This is a genomic window from Bacillus alkalisoli (assembly GCF_002797415.1).
GTDB lineage: Bacteria > Bacillota > Bacilli > Bacillales > Bacillaceae_I > Bacillus_CD > Bacillus_CD alkalisoli.
In genome coordinates, this window is record NZ_KZ454944.1 from 1,891,929 (window position 1) to 1,910,130 (window position 18,202).

Consider the following 18,202-nt stretch of genomic DNA (forward strand, 5'->3'; position numbering starts at 1 on the left):
CAAGGAAAGCGTCTTTTTTGCGAAAAAAAGATTGAGTTGCACAAATGAATTTGAAAAAATTAGTATTAATCAAAAGGCAGGATTATTAAAGGAGACTGTTACATTAAAAGGTTGAGAAGGAGATTAAAAAATGTTTCCAACATTAGAGACAGAAAGATTGGTACTTAGAGAAATAACAAAGAATGATGCAGAGGGTATATTTGCTTGTTTTTCAAATGAAGATGTAACACGGTATTATGGGCAAGATACTTTAGAAAATATAGAACAAGCAGAAGCATTTGTTGATTTCTTTGCAAATAGTTACAAGGAAAAAAGAGGGATACGTTGGGGAATTGAAATTAAAGGAACTCAAGGAATTATAGGCACTATTGGATTCAATTCTTGGTCCTCTAAACATAAACGAGCAGAGATAGGGTATGACATACATCCTAATCACTGGAGAAAGGGATATACCTATGAAGCCGTATCTAAAGTAATTGAATACGGCTTTAGTGAATTTGGTCTAACTAGGATAGGTGCAGTTGTCTTTACAGATAATGAGGCTTCTAATAAGTTGCTTACCAAAGTAGGATTTCTAAAAGAAGGTGTTCTAAGGGATTATATGTATCAAAATGGAGAGCCATATGATACATATGTGTACTCATTACTAAAATATTATAGTTAACGAGATTCAGATTACTAGGGTAAAACTGAAGATCAGCTAATTGAACCGGTTATGGCCCTTCTTCAATTATTGGGCAGTTATGTTGAATAAGGAATTAAAAATGTTTTGTAAATAAATAATGTGGGAGCGTTGGAATGAAATCTAAAGTTATTAAACTATTGCTTGGTCTAGTTCTATTCGCTATTATTTTGTATGTTTATCCTATTGGAAAGTTAGCATTAACTGATACTCAAGTTACTAAATCTTTATTCGCAGATGTGTATTATGTAAAGACTTCTTCTGGGGAAAATGACTTTAATATCTTCCGTAATTATATGGGAAGTAGAGGTTGGAAAGAAAACGAAGATAAGCGAATAGGTGGTTTATACATCTTTGAAAAGAACGGTGAAATAAAAGAAGTAATAAATACACAGGTAAAGACAATTTTTGTTGAAGGAAAACTAAATTTTTAACAACTTGTTTCGCTAACGGAGAGCTTAGCTAAAAGAAGGATAAATAATTGAAAGAGTGTCAATAGTTATTGGTTATTTATGTTAAAATGTATGTAAAGTAATGAGGTAGTTTTTGCAAAAGACCTGTTAATGTAAATGAAAATTACAATTTTGATAATAGGGGAAGGAACTAAGATATTTATGATTAAGCAATTTAAAATTAAGATGAACGCATTAAATAGAGAACGAATGATAAGTGTTTATCTTCCGAAAGAATACGAGAATTCTAATAAAGATTATCCAGTTTTATATATGCACGATGCTCAAAATTTGTATCGAGATGAAGATTCATTTTTTGGTTCTAGTTGGAGAATTGCAGATTGTCTAGAGGAAATTGGTCTTGAACTTATTGTTGTTGGTATTGATTGTAACGCAGAAGGAACAAAACGAACAGATGAATTTGGTCCATGGATAATTGAAAAAAGTATAAATAGAGGTTTAGAAATCGATGAATTGATTGATTTAGGGGGAGAAGGAGAACAATATATTAATTTTATAGTAGAAGAATTAAAACCATATATTGATAAGAAGTACAAGACCAAAGTAGATGATACGGCAATGGCAGGAAGTTCTGCAGGCGGGCTTATTTCTACATATGCAATGTGTAAATATCCATCTATATTTAAAAGAGTCGCTGCGCTATCTAATGCTTATTGGCTAAGTCAAAAAGAAATAGAAGAGCTGACTGAAAAAAGTAATTTATCTGATATAAAAAAGTTCTATTTTGATGTAGGTACGAAAGAGCAAACTGCCACATTTGGTTCAGACGAATACATAAACTCAAATATTTCCTTTAAAAATGTAATCGATGTAAAGAATATCAATTATCGTTTTGAAATTGTAGAGAATGCAGTTCATAACGAAGTTGCTTGGCGAGAGAGGTTTCCTGCAATTCTTAAATATTTATATCAAGACTAATAACATAAATTCATATTAAACAATTGGGCGCGATCCTTTAACAAGAATCAGCGATCATTTTTAATTTTAAGGCAATATAATTGAATAAGGTATAAATTAAATTGGATATTTATGTTATTATTGTATTGCTTTTGAGTGAGTCCTAAAATATTGCCAACAACAACTTAGACAAATGACGATATAAATAAGGAATCTCTTTTCAGAACGGAGAATAGTTTTTATGGAACCAAAGATACTAGAATTGCTCAACAAAATATATCCAATAGATTTTACTAAGATTGAACTAGTAACAAATGAAATGTATCGGTGTACTGCAGTTCAAGGTAACTTCTTCGCTAGAATAACGAACTATAAAACATATGCTGAACAGTTAGAAGAAGTTACTTATACAAACTTTTTGTATGATGAAGGATTTGGCGTATCGCCAACCATATCTTCCTTAAACGGTAAATTAATAGAAAGGATAATACTTGATAGGGAATACTTGACTGTATTATATAAAGCGGCTCCTGGTGTACATTTACCAAGGGCTCAATGGAATGCCAGTATATTAAAAGAATTAGGTCGACAAATTGGTAGGTTACATCGTTATTCAAAGAAGTTTGAAAATAAAGAGACGATTAAATATATCAACGATTGGCATGATAATGAGGAGTATGATTTCCTTAAATATATCCCTAAAGAAGAAAGCACGATTAGAGAAATTGCGCAGGAGATTTTATCTACAATAAAAAATCTGCCCAAAAGTCATTCAACTTATGGCTTACTACATGGAGATTTATGGTTAGAAAACATATTGGTTGATGGTAATTCGAATCTGACCATGGTTGATTTTCAGGATTGTGAGAAAAATTTTTATATTTTTGATTTAGCTGTACCAATTTACAGTGCATTGGAGTATTCGTATGTAGGAAATGGTAACATCATTGACTATGGACGTTCTATTACTAAAGCAATAATCGAAGGGTATCAAGAGGAAAATGAAATATCTCCAGAGATGTTAGACAAACTTCCTCTATTTATTAAACTAAAAGAAATATTTGAATACAGCTTAATGCATATGTATTGGAATAAAGAGAAGTTAACCGAAGAACAAATACGAATAATGAACCATTTTAGATTAAGGATTGAACATAATCACTCCATTCTAAGTATTTAACAAACTTTTGTTATTGAACTGAATAAAAGGGGACGTGCTAACTTCAACAGCCCTTTTTCATCTAACCGAGCGCTAATCCTCTAGCAAGGATTAGCGCCATTTTCATTTCCGTTCAGAACGAACAATCACAATATACCTTATTGCAGGAATTTAAATATTATGAAATAATTGGAATTAAGCAATCGGGAAGGATACCTGAAAAAAGTTAAAAATAGAATTATAGTAAAGTTTTGATAATATACGAAAGAGTGGCAGTACATGGAAAACATTCTACAATATAAAAAAAAGAAATCTTATAGTAAGGTAGTATTATTAGTCTTAACAATTATATCAATGAGTTTTGTTATTTGGGCGGGCTTTACTGGTAGAGAGTCTATATTCCCGTTCCTACTATGTTTAACACTGTTTCTCACTATAAGTAATTTACAGCTTGATAATGGAAATCAAGAAAAAAAGGGAATTTATAGGATCTTATTTATTGTTTCATTTCTGTCAGTTGTATTAGCAGTTGCAAACTTAATTATTGCCGGGTAATCTGTGAAAAAATAGTCTAATTCAACAATTTGGAGCTTAACTGCAACAAAGTAAGCTTCTTTTTTGTGGAAAAATATATCTTGAGTAAATACCTAATATTTGTAATAATTGGTATTAAGCAATAGGGCAGAAGAATTAAATTGTAGTAAGGGGAATGATTGATGAACAAACAAGCAATGGTATATTTTATTTTTGGGATTATTATTTTACTGCTTAGTTCACCTTTAGGGTACAGCCTGGTTAACATAGTGTATCGAAACCAGAATTTAACTGGAGAATTTGTACCTCTTCTAAACGGATTTATACATTCATTGATGTTAATTGGTATCTTGGTATTTAGTATTGGAGTAGTTACTTTACTAAAAGACAGGAAATAAATATTGCATTAAATGGAGCTTTTCTTTAATAAGATATTAATAGAAGATCTTCATTAAACGTGCGCTTATCTGTAACAAGGTAATCTTCTTTTTTATGGAAAATATATCTTGAGTAAATGTCTGATATTTGAAATAATTGGTATTAAGCAATCGGGCAGGTTTTTTGTTTTTTAATATTAAATAACTGTTAGTTACTATAGTCTCTTAAATAGCTTCTGTAGGGGAATGCTTTTTTGAAAAGAGGTGGATGGGATTGATTTTTGAAATCTTAGCTAATATAGGAATATCTATGCAAATGTTTCTTCGCGGGATGCCAGAAGATGATAAAGTTAATAAAAACATTGAACGTTTAAAATCTACGGATTGGTTTCAGGAGATATATAAAGATAAAGAGGACTTTTTTTCAAAAAATGAAGATGTTCGTTATCTAATAGGTTGGGCCAAAGTTGATAAGGATTTAAAAAATGAAAAAAGAGCAAATAGGTTAAGAGAAAAAATATTAAGTACCCTAAATAACTAGCATTAGGTGCTTAATAAAAATTGATAGTGCTCTCTCCTGTTTTGTAATCGGGAGTAATTGCAGATTAATAATCGCTGTTCATGTAAGAAATGTGCAATAAGTTGAGTTATAGGGAGAGGATCAAACTGGAATGGTTTAAATTTTTGTACATTTTATCGTTAGTTTTTTGTCTTCTTGCTTCTATTCAGTTTTATTCGTTTTAGAACGTTTTAAAAATTTTAAAATTGGCCATATACTTTCAAATGAATTTGTAAATAATAGCAGGATGAATATTAAAGTTGCAATTGCTTTTTTAGGTATTGGTTGTTTTTTAGGTTTAATAGGAGTTCTGATAAGCCCTTTTTAATTTATTTTGTAGCTTCCTTAAGTAAATGGGAGCGTTAGTTAAACAAGATAAAGGCAGCAATCATTAATATTATCTTGATCCTCCGCAATCGGGCGCATTTCTGAAACAAGGAAAGCGTCTTTTTTTTCGAAAAAAATGATTGAGTTGCAAAAATAAATTTGAAATAATTGGTATTAAGCAATAGAGGCAGGTTAGCTTAATAGGCTTCTGATCTTAGCAGGATTAGTAGCTACTTTTGTTGAAGTAACATGGCAGATTAGTTTAGCTGTTAGGAACGCTACTTTTATTAAAAAAAAATAAAATTTATATTAAAATTATAATTGTGATAATAAGATTATAATAAATAAATTAAAAACATTAAGGTGTTGAAAAGAATGTTAGGTATTATATTTCGAGGCATGGCGGTTGGAATAACAGAAACCGTTCCTGGTATTAGTGGCAGTACAGTTGCTATGATTTTAGGAATTTATGAACGACTAATATATTCGTTAAGTATTTTGACAACAAAACATAGAAGAGAGGCTTTACCTTTTCTATTTACATTTGGGACAGGTATGGTCATTGGATTTGCTATTTCTATCTTTATTATCAATTATTTATTAAGTTACTATCGCACACCAACGCTTATGTTTTTTATTGGTATTATTGTAGGCTTCTTGCCTTACCTTTGGAAAGAAACACTCAATCATTCAAAAAACAAAATTAAATTAAAACATTACATAATAATGTTCTTGTTTTTAAGCATTGTAGTATTAAGTCAACCTTTAAGTGGCATAAATCAAATGGATTTAAATAATTTAGCTATTGCCGACTATATATTCTTTGCCGTTGCAGGGTTTATTGCAAGTACCGCTCTTGTTCTCCCAGGAATAAGCGGTGCTTTAATACTGATTATATTAGGTATATATGATATAGCAACAGCATCATTAATGTCCTTTGATTTGCCGATAATTTTAGCGATTGGTTCTGGTATAGTGTTAGGAGTTCTTTTGACCAGTAGGCTTATTCGGTACTTATTAACAAATTATACGGTAGAAACCTATGCGGCGATGATTGGGTTAGTTAGTGGTTCAATTTATGCGATTTGGTATCATTTAGATAGTATAGTTAGCACTTCAACTATCGTAGTGTCATTGATAACTTTTTTTGGTGGTATTGCTTTTATAATTACTTTAAAGCAAACTCAAAACAATAAATTTTAGTAGTGTTACTATTTTTGGATTAGATATTGAGTATGTGAAAAACTTCACTTCAACTAAACGGGTGCTTTTGTTTTAAAGGGGGAAAATGATGAGTAATGATAAAAAAGAAACTCCTGAACAAAAGAGAGAGAGGTTGAGACAGGAGGAATTAAAAAGAAATCCTACTGGTAATATGAATGATGCTTTTAATAGAGCAAACAGTAGAAACCTAGCTGATTTAGTAGGTAGTTTAGGTTGGAAAGGTACTGGAATTCTTACTCTTATAATCATATTTGGATTTTTTATTGTATCACTCTTATTTAAGTAACGGGTGCGATTGTTGAAGAAATTAATATTGAATAGTTTTAGAATCGAGGAAATTTTTTATGATGAATTTATCAAAAAAACAGTTTTATTTTTTAGTTTTTCTATTATTTATTGCCGCCATTTATGGTTATAAGAAACATCAAGAAGTAAGTAATCTACATAACTATTTAAATCCACTTTTAATGGAAAAGGTCCATGCCATTCAGATTGAAATTCATACCGCCTCAAGTATATTAACGACTGCAATGGATGAAAATCAAATTCCTTATGCACAATGGATACAATTAAAAAGTGCTTATAAGACAATTGAACATGCTAGTTATGAAATCGAAGAAATGGCTAGATCGATATACCCTAATCGTGCTAAAGGTTTAGAGAATGCGACTAAGACAACTTCGTATTTAATGGCAAGTGATTTAGTTTATATAGAAGATAATTTTATAGAAGCTAACTTGGATAGATTAGATATGATAACCTTTTCAGCAGAAGAACGTGAAGTATTAGAACCAATATATAACACTACTTTAGCTTGGAGAAAAATATCTAGTCAATATTATGTAGTGACTTCTATTATTACTCGTAATTATTGGGTGGATATGATGAAAGAAATACAGGAAGAATCTATCTTGTACCAAAAAGATTATTAAAAATAGTAACCTAAGACTTTGAACTAACAGGTGCGAATATGAAACAAGGAAAGGTACTGTTCAGTTGGACACCGTGACAGGAACAATGCCACTTAGAAACGTGTTCTTACAACAGTTTATATTTATTAGTAGATGCCTTTTATGCAATTGGGGGTGGACGATGTTCCTGTCCGAGGCCACTGAAAAAGTCGCCTTTTTTAAAAAACAATGTTTTTTAGGGGGTCAAAAATGTCTACCTATCACAGAAACGTCGCTTAGAAGCGAATCTAGAGCGTCATTTTCTTGCACATTATTTTTACTTTTTAAAAGTTGGACTTTTTCAGTGGCCTCTTCCTGTCCCCATGTCCAAATAGTTGGAACGCCGTATGCGGTGAAAGTCGCACGTACTGGTGTGAACAGGGGGATAAGGGAGCGATAATTTCAAACCCTTACCTATCTGTATCAATAAGAAATCACAAAAGTAATGAGCATTTAATTTAAAATAAGATTAAACGGAGGTTGAGATGCGAAAAGTTTATCTAGATAGAACAGAATTAATTGGAGCCATAAATGTAAATATAGAAGATACTGAAGTTATACTAGCAGGGACAACAATTTTTCCTATGAGTGCTCAATATAAAAATGAAGAGTATCAAAAATGTGCTAGCGATTATGATATTCAATTTATCTTTGACGATGATATTCCACATTTAGAGTTTTTTACGGTTCCACATGTAGATATTATGGCAAAAGATAGTAAAGGTGGAATTATCGGAACTGTTTACCAAAAGTGTGATTCGGAAAGTGACGCACCAATTTGTTATATCAATAGGGATTTAGAGTGCTATATAAATTCAGAAAACGAAAAAGATTTTCTCATTAATATAGGAACGTGGCAATACAACTTGAAACCCTATGATAAAATTACCGTTTATCGTTCGAAAGCAGAAGCAGAAACTGAACTAGAATTTATCGATTTGTCTATCTGATAGTCCTCCATTATTATAAATTCATATTGAACTAAAGGGGGCTTATCTTAAAGAAGGATAAGCTCCTATTTTGTGGGAGTTATTAAGCTAACGAAGCAGCTTAGCACAACAACATTTACAGTAAAAACGTCAATTAAAAAAGGAGAGAGACTATGAGTAAAATACTTTTCGCTTTATTTTCTATTAGTGTTTTTCTGCTAGCTGGGTGTTCTGTCGTAAGTGAAAAGGAAATCGATAAGATGCAAGTGGCAGTGGACTGGGTAGATGCTATTGCTTGGAACGGAAACAAATATTATTTAAATGAGGAGAAAACAACCATAATTACTGAAAGTGATATTGGAATAAAATTAGGTGAAATTACTTTCTCTGTTACCAGAAGTGAGGAAGTCGACAATCCTGAGTATCAGTTGAAAGATGGAGAGGCAACATTTGTTAGTAAAGGAACAAGTGTTTATTCCATAAAAGGTGAAGATATAAACGAATTTATTTATGCACAAGGTAAAGTGTATAAGGTGGGTGATTGAATATATTTATAGGAAAGACCTTTATAAATTCAAAAAGTCTTGTTCAACAAACGGTTGCTAATCTTCAAGAAGGAGATTGGCTTTTTCTTATTGAAGTATAGAAGTAGTAATGTAGATGAAGGGGAGGATGAATGTAATGAAATTATTAGGATCTATTTTGTTGGCAGGTATTTTAGGTATTTTGATTTTCTTTGGACCTATTGGTGTTTATATTTTAGGTACAATAGTATTGGGAATTATTCTTAGGTCATACATGTTGTTAAATGATATACATAAAAAAGCAGTACCAACTGGAAGCGTAGATGAAGTTCAGTTGGCTTATGAAAAGTATTTAAAAGAAAAAGAAGAAAGGGAATCAATTGAGGCAGATTTAAAAGAGTAAACATATTTTTGCTATTGGGTACGTAAATTTTATCGCTTGTTGAACTAACTAGCAGCGGGATAGTTGAATAAGAAGACAATTACTTTTTTTTACAGTAAAATTTAAAGACTTAATATGAAAGTGAGTGAGACTATTGAAATTTGTTTTTGATTTAGATGGAACAGTTTGTTTTAAAGGACAACCAGTATCTAGCAAGATACGTCATTCATTGTCGGAGTTGACAAAAGCGGGTATTGAGGTCATTTTCGCATCTGCAAGACCTATTCGAGATATGCTACCTGTCTTAGCGAGTTAACAGATTCTAAAATCTGTAAAAGACCAGAACAACAGGCAATTTCATTATGAGCATATTGCGAGAGGATACCTATGCTATTAAAGGGGGTAACAACTTGAACTTATTTAATATCATCAAAAACAAACAAGAATATTGGCTTGTTGATCAAATCAAAAAAGATAATATTCCAAAAGAAGCATACTTACATCATTTTACACAAATCTTGGAGGAATGGGGCCACCTGAGGATCGGCTATTTATCTTTACTTATGGATGAAAGTTTTGAAAGCTGGCTACTCGAAAAAAAGTTTCGCAAGATTTCAAGTATTGTTGAGTATACAAGGAAACTGGCGGATTTACCGGAAATTGATGATCAATTTGGTTGGCATTCTCTTTCAGAAGGATTGATGGATGACAATGAATATGCAAAATTATACGACCTTTGCCGATCGAGGTCTGCCAATAAAAATATAAGGCAGCCTATTGACCAAGTCATGAATTCGCTCAACAATGAATTGGGACCGGAGTGGCGCCGGCATTGTTATTATTTCATTAATGATGAAGTTATAATTGGGATAAGTATTCCTCATATTGAAATAGGGACTGAAGGAAGATTATTTTACTTTGGCGTTCTCCCTAATCTAAGAGGACAAGGACTGGGGGGGAATATCCATAAAATCAGTCTGGTATTACTCAAGAAATTCCAGGCCAACTATTATGTTGGCAGCACCGATGTGAACAACTCTTACATGATTAAAATCTTTGAGAAAAATGGATGCGAACTCCGCGATCGAAAAGGGATTTATAAGATAGTTAAGTAAAAACCATAAAAGATCTTGAACGGAACATGGGTATAGGTGTTCACCCTCTTGGATTATTCCAGAATCGAGCGCGTTTCTGAAACAAGGAAAGTGTCTTTTTTTTGCGAAAAAAAGATTGAGTTGCACAAAGGAATTTGAAATAATTGGTATTAAGCAAAAGGGCAGTATAGTTCAACATGAAATGAGAAATGGACGATGAAAGGTTGTTATCCAATGTTAAAACCAAAAGCTTTAAAAAAGGGAGATACTGTTGGCATTATTACTCCATCGTCTCCAGCACCAGTTCTTTTTAGGGAGAGGTACCAAAGAGGGTTAAATCAGTTGGAGAAAATGGGGTTTGAAATAATTAAAGGTTCATGCTCGAATAAAATACAAGCTTATCGTTCAAGTTCAATTATAGAAAGAGCCGAAGAAATAAATGAATTAATATATAATGACGAGGTAAAAGCAATTATAAGTACAATTGGAGGGCTTAATTCCAATTCCTTATTACCTTATATTGACTACGAATATTTAAAAAGTAAACCAAAAGTTGTAATGGGGTACAGTGATGTTACAGCTCTTTTATTAGGAATCTATACTAAAACAGGATTAACCACTTTTTATGGTCCTGCCATTATACCTTCTTTCGGTGAATTTCCAGAAATGATATCAAAGGGTAAAGAGTATTTTGAAGACATAGTGAAATTAAAAAAGAGGGCTCCGTTCTCGCTAGAAGTACCCTTGGAATGGACAGAGGAAAGGTTAGATTGGAACTTACAAGATAGAGGAAAAGAAATGGCCAAAAATGATGGATGGATAACGCTACGTGAAGGGAATGCCACAGGCAAATTGATTGGTGGAAATTTAAATACGATGTCTGGCTTTATTGGTTCAGAATACTTTCCTAATTTAAAAGGAGCAATTCTATTTATTGAAGACTCCTTTAAAGATATGGCTATTCAAGAACGGTCACTAAGTATGTTAAAGGTTGCTGGAGTTTTTGATGAAATTGCAGGCTTGGTTATTGGAAAGCATGAACATTTCAATGATTTAGGTTCGCCATTTTCACTCGATGAATTACTTATTGAAATAATTGGTGATACGAATATACCTATACTATCAAATGTTGACATTGGACACACTTTCCCTTCGCATGTATTTCCAATTGGGATCGAAGTGAACCTAGATACTATTCAAAGAATAATTACATTCCTTGAAGATGGTGTAATCTAATAACAACGCTTATTCAACGCAATAGGAGCTTATCTCCAACACGGTAAGCTTCTTTTTTTATGGTCAATATATCTTGAGTGAATGTCCAATATTTGGGATAATTGGTACTAAGCAATCGGGCAGGATAATGAAATCAGGTAAGGGGAATTATAAATGGTTTATAATTGGGAAACGTGTTCTACAGATATAAAATACTTTATATACAAACTACATAAAGAGATTATCGAAATAATAAATGATGATTTCATCGGTTTCTATATACACGGGTCATTAGCGATGGGAGGGTTTAACCCTAACAGTAGTGATATTGATGTTTTGGTTATCACAAATAAATCATTGACAGTTGTAACTAAAAGGAAATTAGCAAAGTTCTTTTTAACCTATTCTAATTCCCCATTTCCAATTGAAATTAGTTTTATAAATAAAGAACAATTAATAGACTGGCAACATCCTTGTCCATTTGATTTTCATTATAGTGAGTTCTGGAGAGAAAGATATGAAAATGATTTGTCAAAAAATACATACAAATTTTTAAATAGAGATAGTAACACTGATACAGATTTAGCTGCTCATATAACTATAACTAACCATAGAGGAATATGTGTAGATGGCAAACCTATTGAAGAAGTCTTTCCTTTAATTCCAAGGTCAGATTATTTATCGTCAATATTAAGTGATTTTCAGGAGTGTTTAAAAAATATTGAAGCCGACCCGATTTATTCTACGTTAAATTTGATTAGAGTATTTTGGTATTTAAAAGAAGGAGTAATTTCTTCAAAGCAAGAAGCTGGAAAATGGGGATTATTAACACTTCCTAAAGAGATGAGTAGTACTGTTAAAAAAGTAGTAGATAGTTATGCGAATGACAAAGATACTTATGATTTTGATAGAAATGAACTTTTATTGTTAAGAGACTATATTTTAGATAATGTTCAAAAGTTATTAAACTAACGGGAGCTTAACTGCAACAAGGTTGGACACCGGGACAGGAAGAGGCCACTGAAATAGTCTCTAATTTTTAAAAATTAAAATGAATGCCCAAAAAACGAGGCTCCAGAATCGTTTCTAAGCGATGCTAATGTGTTTGGGGACATAGTTTACCCCCTTAATTATCTTCTTTTTAAAAAACTATTACTTTTTCAGTGCCCTGGGAGAGGAACAATGTCCACTTAGAAACGTGTTCTTACAACTGTTTATATTTATAAATTTCGTACGATACTTTAGTGTTATAGTTAAGTATAATAACACGGAAATCAGGGAGATGCATTTTTTAATGTATTACCCATTTAATAGTTTTTTACATACTTAAGGTTAAGGTTCTAGAAGTTTGATAGTGGAAATCGTCTTCTTTTTTGGCTATCTTTTGGTAACATTCGGTTCAAGTAATAGCACAAGCTAATTTTAAAAAAGATTGTGAAAGCTTTTGGGGGAGTTATAATGAAACGATTAATTCTAATATGTTCGTTTTTATTGTTAGCTTTGATTATAGGTTGTTCTTCTAATGAAAAAGCTGATACGAAATTCTTTTTGCTTATTGTTCAAGGCGAAGAAAATATTATTGAAAAGTTTAGTAAATTTTTTAGCAACGATTATTCTGTTGTAAAATCAGAATATTTAACAAACTTAGCTACTGCAAAGGAAAAGTATCCTAAATATGAAATAGAAAAAGCTCCAGCAGTACTTATTTTCGAAACTGGTGGTGGAGAACTGAAACAATTAATATTAAAAACTTATGATATTGAAGAAGCTGTTAAATTCCTTGATAAAACAAAGAAAGACAGTCAATAAGTAGGATATTTAAAACAATTTGGGATCTATTCTTTAATAAGGTATTAATACCAGCTTGATAAACTGATTGAGGGGTATTCTCCTCTGACTTTAAAAAGCTATTGTTTTTTATATAATATATTGTTGTGCTACTTTGGAGATATTGACTTGAATGAAATGACCACAGAACTGGAAATTGAACATCTCCGTGAGTCCTGTCAAAATGCAAATAAACTATTTTAGGGGAAGTGATATAGTTGAAGAAGTTATTTCTTTTATTTTTTTCCATTACCTTGTTGGTAGGTTGCACTCAAGACAACACTAAATGGTATAACACAAAGGAAGATGCAATTAAAAATGGATTGGAAGAAGAGAGTTCCAATGCAATTTTATTATCTGTTGAGGAATATAGTGGTGAAACGATTGTGTTTTTTGAACTTAAGGAAGCGTTAGGTGTTGCGAGTATAATAGAAAGTAAGAAGGGATTTAGTTGGTATAGAGGACAGCCATTTATTGGTTTTGATGATGACGGGAGTACTTTTTCAACAATGGGATTTAATATTGAGACTCACCAAGGGACAAATATTTCAATTGTAGCAGGAAAGGCTTACGATGAAAGTATCAAACAAATAAAAATACTTGGTGATGGTAAGGAAAAAGAAGTACCTATAACAGAAAAATCTCGTTTATTTTATGCATTTCATGGTGTTTCTTTTACTTCACTTAAGATAATTCCAATTGTAGACTAAAAAAATATATATATCCTTAGCACTTTTTGAGCTAAGCGGGTGCGTATCCTAAAGGAGGAGATCGCACCTTTGTTATTGAAGTAAAGGAACATAATTGTAAAAAAAAGGATTTCTATTTTATCTATTCTATATAAAGATATTGTATGTAAAAGGGAGGCAATAACAAACTGGTAGCGTTTGTACCAGAGTTCTAAATTAAGTGAACTAATAAGTTATTGTTGAAAAAATGGAAAGCTTTAGTTAAAGATAGGGATGCTACGGCGGTACCCATTCTTATTACACTAATGTGGAATTAATATATTTACCAGTAAATTCAAATTAATCAATCACAGGAAACATATTTAAGGTATTATTTTCCTTGAAGGAGATGAAATAAATGAAAACGGATAAATTCATAAAAACTGCGATCGACGTAGTGGGCTTTCCATTTACATTAACAAATATGTATTTTAATAAAAAAAGAAAATTAAAAGAAATTGGTCAGAGAGTAGAAGTCAATGGTAAATAGTGAATTGTTGAATGGAGAAGTAGTGATTAATTTTAAAAACAAAGTAATAAAAAGTTTTAATCTTAATGATATAAGAAAGTAGGATGAAAATACCATCACTAGTGTTTTACTTGGCGCACCTTTAAAACATATGCGGCTGTAAAAGTTTAGATGTATATCAATTCAGTTCCGACGGGAAAGTTCGCACAAAAGGCCTCTATCACATCCAGAACGTCAACAACTACCACTGCAGACTTAAGGGGTGGATTCAACTACTATACAAAAACGAATGATAGCATCTATTTCTGCAATATTTTAACCTAATTCGCTAACGTATTATTATGTAATATACTAAAATGTTCGTTTTTCAATAAACGAACCTTAATTATGAAATTGATTCATTTAACTAACGCATTTTAGTTGAGTAAAAAGCGGGGAGAACTTTGATTAATTCTATACAATTATCAAGGTGGTGTAGACTTTGGATATAAAAGCGAAATTTATAGTAGGTGTTTTAACCGTTGTTTTCGGATATGTATTTTTCAATGTACAGCAATTTATTTTAACTTTATTGCCAATTAATCCGTATCCGTATGTAGGTATCATTATGACAATACTTTTATTTTTCGGTTTTTTATTTTGCTATATTATTGCGAAACAAATAGTAGATTATTTAAAATTAAAACAAATATTTTTATTTAAAAGATAGCTTGTGTATGCTAAAAAGTTATTGCTTATTAAGGAATCGGATAGCGAATATTGAAGAAGAACATCTACTGATCGAATCATGATTGGTAACAGCTCTTGTAGAAGGAAAGAAGCAGAATAGTTCAATAACCTGTTATGAAAAAGGGGGAAATATATGAAGCAAAAATTCACTTTATTATTTTTTCCAGTAATAGCAATTACAATTATTTGGTTTGTTTTCTATGGTAATAAACCACTAACATTAGAGAAAGCATTAGAGCAAGAAATGCCTTATTATCAGGCAAAAGAAATAATTCATATTGAAAAATTAGATGAATTTGCAATTATAGTTTCTAAAGCAAATCCCGATAAGTTGACCAACAGTAATTTGCATACCGAATACACTATCCCAGTCATTGATATTTTTGTAAAAAATGATAAAAAGGGATGGGAAAGATTAAATTCATCATGGAAAACTCCACGTTCTTTTACGGATGATTTAACTTATTTTTTTAAATTTTTACCAAGTCAGGAGAACCGTTTAATTAGTTTCGGAGATATAAATAATCCTGATATTCAAACGGTAAAAGTTCAAGTGAGTAATGAACTTATTCCTGCAAATATTATCGAGGATTCTTATGGTAACAAGACTTACTTTTTAATACACGACTTTGAACCTGAACGAATTGTAACTGGTCATTCTGAAAATGGCGAAATCCTTTTTGAAATAAATAAACGCCATTAATTTCATTAGATAGTCACTGTGGCTTTAATAACTAATTGAGATAGTTTCCGAAACCTTTTGGTTATTAAGCTATCTGCAGCGAATATTGAAGAAGAACAGCTACTGATCTAAGCAGGATTGGTAGCTGTTCTTGTAGAAGTATTGGGAGATAATCGAGGGGTGAATGAAAATGTCTGGATATAATATATTTATAGTAATGTTTTTAATGTTATTTGTTTTCACGTCATGTTCAAATAATAAAATAAAACCTATTGAGGGTGTTAAAGAAATTCAATTTATCATTAGTGAAAATGGGATAGTTGTTAATAGTGGTGACTTAAAAGAAGAAGATGAGATAAGAAAGATTGTTGATTTGCATAATACCGCAACCTTTATTGATGAAGTGGAAGAAAATATATTAGTTCGAACAGTTCCTTTGGTCGAAGAATTTTCGAACTCTAGCATTGGGTTTTATGTAAATCCAGAGAAAATTATTCATATTATCTATGATAGTAATAGCATTTTTAAGGTAATACACAAAGATGAAATGATGGCTTATTACATAAAATCGCCTGAACTATTAGAATTTATCAAAGAGAATAAAGGTGAAAAGTAAATTTCTTCAACTAACGGATGCTTGTGCGGCCGAGCCTAGGTCGTATCATAAAGCGGGTGGGATTCCCGTCGAGTAAGAACTAGCCATTCACTCGTAGCGAGTCTTGGAGGACTATAGGTAACTTTAGTCTTTAAGCGTAGACTGTAGAAGAAGAGCAAGAAGAGCTTTTGGTATACTAGGTATCTACCATATTTTTTAGAAGTTACTGATAATATATTTATGTACGAAAGAATTACTCTATTTTTAATGTTAATTCGTGTTGACGATTTCCAAAGATCCTTTTTATATCCTTATCAAGGAATTATCAACTTATTGTATTTAAAGAGGTAGTATAGAGTTATAAACCGTACGTTCATCAAGGAGGGAATTTATTGGAAAAAGAAATCCAGTTTAGAATAGCCACTGGAATAGTTGCTTATTCAACAAACTTGGAGCGAATATGAAACAAGGAGAGGTACTGATCTTAGCAAGATTAGCACCTTTCTTTATTGAATTCGAAAGATGTCCTGTTGTTGTACCGACTTCTTAAAAGATGGTTATTATTTGTTTTTTTGAAACTTTAACCTTTTAATAGCCGTATCTATTTTATAGGTGCTGAATTTGGTTTAAAGGGGTTAATGATGGTTTCTATGAATTTATTTTTCAAGGGCGTGAAGTAACGGCAGCAAGAGTTAGAGACCAGTTTGGTTAAAGCTCTTTTTTTTTCTAATTTGACTAACCTGCTCATAAATCAATAATAGTATGGATTTTTAGGGTAATTTAAAAAGAAAGGAGGAGGACGAAAATGCGAAAATGGCACTTATTATTCTTTTTAATATTTTTATTAGCTGCCTGTTCCTCTATTGATGTTAATAATGTGGAGCGAGTAGATCTAAATTATTGGGAAAATGATGGTGGTGTAAAGCCAAAGGATGAATTTATTGATAATGAGGAAACAATTGAAATGTTTGTTGATACAGTCAACCATGCTAAGGAACTAGAGGGAGAGGTTATTACTACTAAACCTTTATTGTCATTTATTTTAGGACTAAAGGATAATAAATACAAAAATTATCACCTTTGGATTAATGAGGATGGTGAGGGGTATATTCAACGACTTTTACCAGACAAAAACGGAACGTTCAAAATAGATAACAGATCAGTTGAGAAACTTCAAGATTACTTTAATGATAAAGAAGATGTAAGTTTAATATCAAGTGCAATAGAGTTTGAAAGTAATGATTAATTCGTGAATTTTCTTATTCAAGTAACGGGATGCGTTGATCCAAGAAGGGATTAGCGCTTTTTTGTTGAAGTGTTATTGTATATATGAAGCAGTTTAGTCAATAAAAATATGGTGTAATTTGTAATAGTCTGTAATGGATACTGAAGGAGGTAAAAGAACTTATGGTTCCTTTTTTAGTCTTTCTTTTGATTATTTTAACAGTAGTGATTGATTTTTTGTTGTTAGATAGAGACCGTAAAAGATGGGGTTGGATGAAAAATTGGTCTAACAGAAATAAAGTATTATTTTTTATTGGATTTATTGCAGTTTCCAGTTTGATTTATTTAGGTTTAAGTATTAAACACCTTTAAGTATATTATTAATTATTAGGCTCTGTTAAAGACCGCTGTTGATTTCCGCGCAAGTCTCCGCTTTCCGCGGGCGTGGCTGGAGCCTCCTCGGCTTCGCCTGTGGGGTCTCCAGGCCAACGCTACTCCCGCAGGAGTCTACGACTTGCGCGTAAATCAACTGCTAGATAGGTATCAAAAAATCAACACTAACCTTTAACAGAGCCAATTATTAAAGTAACGGGTGCGATCTCAAGAAGGAGAACGCACCTTT

At 31.8% G+C, this 18,202-nt stretch carries 24 protein-coding genes and 2 pseudogenes; all 26 read left to right on the plus strand.

Translation table 11 applies throughout. From position 1 onward, the window contains the following. The first annotated feature begins 130 nt into the window (after window positions 1-130). The 26 genes and pseudogenes from CDZ89_RS09260 to CDZ89_RS09385 all read left to right on the plus strand — a co-directional run bounded on the left by CDZ89_RS09260 (window position 131) and on the right by CDZ89_RS09385 (window position 17,952). On the plus strand, window positions 131-664 hold the full coding sequence (locus CDZ89_RS09260) for a GNAT family N-acetyltransferase (protein WP_096154094.1): 534 nt from the start codon (window positions 131-133) through the stop codon (window positions 662-664). 134 nt (window positions 665-798) lie between these two features. Continuing rightward, window positions 799-1,116, plus strand: coding sequence for a hypothetical protein (locus tag CDZ89_RS09265; RefSeq protein ID WP_096154096.1), 318 nt, complete (start codon window positions 799-801; stop codon window positions 1,114-1,116). Window positions 1,117-1,320: 204 nt separating this feature from the next. Next, on the plus strand, window positions 1,321-2,073 hold the full coding sequence (locus CDZ89_RS09270) for an alpha/beta hydrolase (RefSeq protein WP_227521478.1): 753 nt from the start codon (window positions 1,321-1,323) through the stop codon (window positions 2,071-2,073). A 220-nt stretch (window positions 2,074-2,293) separates the two neighbouring features. After that, complete coding sequence (locus tag CDZ89_RS09275) at window positions 2,294-3,232, plus strand: phosphotransferase enzyme family protein (RefSeq protein ID WP_096154100.1); 939 nt, start codon at window positions 2,294-2,296, stop codon at window positions 3,230-3,232. Window positions 3,233-3,490: 258 nt separating this feature from the next. Further along, window positions 3,491-3,766 carry a hypothetical protein gene (locus CDZ89_RS09280; protein WP_096154102.1) on the plus strand — a complete coding sequence of 92 codons (276 nt, stop codon included), beginning with the start codon at window positions 3,491-3,493 and terminating at the stop codon, window positions 3,764-3,766. A gap of 161 nt (window positions 3,767-3,927) precedes the next feature. Continuing rightward, window positions 3,928-4,143 carry a glycosyl transferase gene (locus tag CDZ89_RS09285; RefSeq protein WP_100333598.1) on the plus strand — a complete coding sequence of 72 codons (216 nt, stop codon included), beginning with the start codon at window positions 3,928-3,930 and terminating at the stop codon, window positions 4,141-4,143. A 253-nt stretch (window positions 4,144-4,396) separates the two neighbouring features. Next, window positions 4,397-4,663 carry a hypothetical protein gene (locus CDZ89_RS09290; RefSeq protein WP_096154105.1) on the plus strand — a complete coding sequence of 89 codons (267 nt, stop codon included), beginning with the start codon at window positions 4,397-4,399 and terminating at the stop codon, window positions 4,661-4,663. Between the two features lie 720 nt (window positions 4,664-5,383). Then, a complete protein-coding gene (locus tag CDZ89_RS09295) occupies window positions 5,384-6,211 on the plus strand; it encodes a DUF368 domain-containing protein (RefSeq protein ID WP_096154106.1) in 828 nt (275 codons plus the stop codon). Between the two features lie 88 nt (window positions 6,212-6,299). Then, window positions 6,300-6,518, plus strand: a complete 219-nt coding sequence (locus tag CDZ89_RS09300; RefSeq protein ID WP_096154108.1) for a DUF6366 family protein — start codon at window positions 6,300-6,302, stop codon at window positions 6,516-6,518. A 58-nt stretch (window positions 6,519-6,576) separates the two neighbouring features. Next, the gene (locus tag CDZ89_RS09305; RefSeq protein ID WP_096154110.1) at window positions 6,577-7,164 is read left to right on the plus strand and encodes a hypothetical protein; all 588 of its coding nucleotides are present in this window, start codon (window positions 6,577-6,579) and stop codon (window positions 7,162-7,164) included. A gap of 503 nt (window positions 7,165-7,667) precedes the next feature. Continuing rightward, window positions 7,668-8,132, plus strand: coding sequence for a hypothetical protein (locus tag CDZ89_RS09315; RefSeq protein WP_100333599.1), 465 nt, complete (start codon window positions 7,668-7,670; stop codon window positions 8,130-8,132). 152 nt (window positions 8,133-8,284) lie between these two features. Further along, window positions 8,285-8,656: a hypothetical protein gene (locus CDZ89_RS09320; RefSeq protein WP_096154116.1), complete on the plus strand. Its 372-nt coding sequence runs from the start codon at window positions 8,285-8,287 to the stop codon at window positions 8,654-8,656. Window positions 8,657-8,792: 136 nt separating this feature from the next. Continuing rightward, on the plus strand, window positions 8,793-9,038 hold the full coding sequence (locus CDZ89_RS09325) for an ATP-dependent Lon protease (protein ID WP_096154118.1): 246 nt from the start codon (window positions 8,793-8,795) through the stop codon (window positions 9,036-9,038). Between the two features lie 133 nt (window positions 9,039-9,171). Then, a pseudogene (locus CDZ89_RS09330) lies at window positions 9,172-9,324 on the plus strand (HAD hydrolase family protein); the annotation flags it as partial. 103 nt (window positions 9,325-9,427) lie between these two features. Further along, window positions 9,428-10,132 carry a GNAT family N-acetyltransferase gene (locus CDZ89_RS09335; protein WP_096154122.1) on the plus strand — a complete coding sequence of 235 codons (705 nt, stop codon included), beginning with the start codon at window positions 9,428-9,430 and terminating at the stop codon, window positions 10,130-10,132. Between the two features lie 213 nt (window positions 10,133-10,345). Continuing rightward, the gene (locus CDZ89_RS09340) at window positions 10,346-11,347 is read left to right on the plus strand and encodes a S66 family peptidase (RefSeq protein WP_100334289.1); all 1,002 of its coding nucleotides are present in this window, start codon (window positions 10,346-10,348) and stop codon (window positions 11,345-11,347) included. A gap of 153 nt (window positions 11,348-11,500) precedes the next feature. Then, on the plus strand, window positions 11,501-12,298 hold the full coding sequence (locus tag CDZ89_RS09345) for an aminoglycoside adenylyltransferase domain-containing protein (RefSeq protein ID WP_100333600.1): 798 nt from the start codon (window positions 11,501-11,503) through the stop codon (window positions 12,296-12,298). A gap of 486 nt (window positions 12,299-12,784) precedes the next feature. Then, window positions 12,785-13,135 carry a hypothetical protein gene (locus CDZ89_RS09350; RefSeq protein WP_096154126.1) on the plus strand — a complete coding sequence of 117 codons (351 nt, stop codon included), beginning with the start codon at window positions 12,785-12,787 and terminating at the stop codon, window positions 13,133-13,135. Between the two features lie 236 nt (window positions 13,136-13,371). Then, window positions 13,372-13,863, plus strand: a complete 492-nt coding sequence (locus CDZ89_RS09355; RefSeq protein ID WP_096154128.1) for a hypothetical protein — start codon at window positions 13,372-13,374, stop codon at window positions 13,861-13,863. Between the two features lie 376 nt (window positions 13,864-14,239). After that, window positions 14,240-14,371 carry a hypothetical protein gene (locus CDZ89_RS20290; RefSeq protein ID WP_255249783.1) on the plus strand — a complete coding sequence of 44 codons (132 nt, stop codon included), beginning with the start codon at window positions 14,240-14,242 and terminating at the stop codon, window positions 14,369-14,371. A gap of 111 nt (window positions 14,372-14,482) precedes the next feature. Further along, window positions 14,483-14,622: pseudogene (locus CDZ89_RS09360) on the plus strand (IS1595 family transposase); the annotation flags it as partial. 209 nt (window positions 14,623-14,831) lie between these two features. Continuing rightward, complete coding sequence (locus CDZ89_RS09365; RefSeq protein ID WP_096154129.1) at window positions 14,832-15,059, plus strand: hypothetical protein; 228 nt, start codon at window positions 14,832-14,834, stop codon at window positions 15,057-15,059. A 153-nt stretch (window positions 15,060-15,212) separates the two neighbouring features. Then, window positions 15,213-15,782 (plus strand): hypothetical protein, encoded by a 570-nt coding sequence (locus tag CDZ89_RS09370; protein WP_096154131.1) that lies wholly within the window; start codon window positions 15,213-15,215, stop codon window positions 15,780-15,782. 169 nt (window positions 15,783-15,951) lie between these two features. After that, window positions 15,952-16,377 carry a hypothetical protein gene (locus CDZ89_RS09375; protein ID WP_096154134.1) on the plus strand — a complete coding sequence of 142 codons (426 nt, stop codon included), beginning with the start codon at window positions 15,952-15,954 and terminating at the stop codon, window positions 16,375-16,377. A gap of 784 nt (window positions 16,378-17,161) precedes the next feature. Beyond that, window positions 17,162-17,602: a YhfM domain-containing protein gene (locus CDZ89_RS09380; protein WP_096154135.1), complete on the plus strand. Its 441-nt coding sequence runs from the start codon at window positions 17,162-17,164 to the stop codon at window positions 17,600-17,602. A gap of 161 nt (window positions 17,603-17,763) precedes the next feature. Then, on the plus strand, window positions 17,764-17,952 hold the full coding sequence (locus tag CDZ89_RS09385) for a hypothetical protein (protein WP_096154137.1): 189 nt from the start codon (window positions 17,764-17,766) through the stop codon (window positions 17,950-17,952). Window positions 17,953-18,202: the final 250 nt, after the last annotated feature.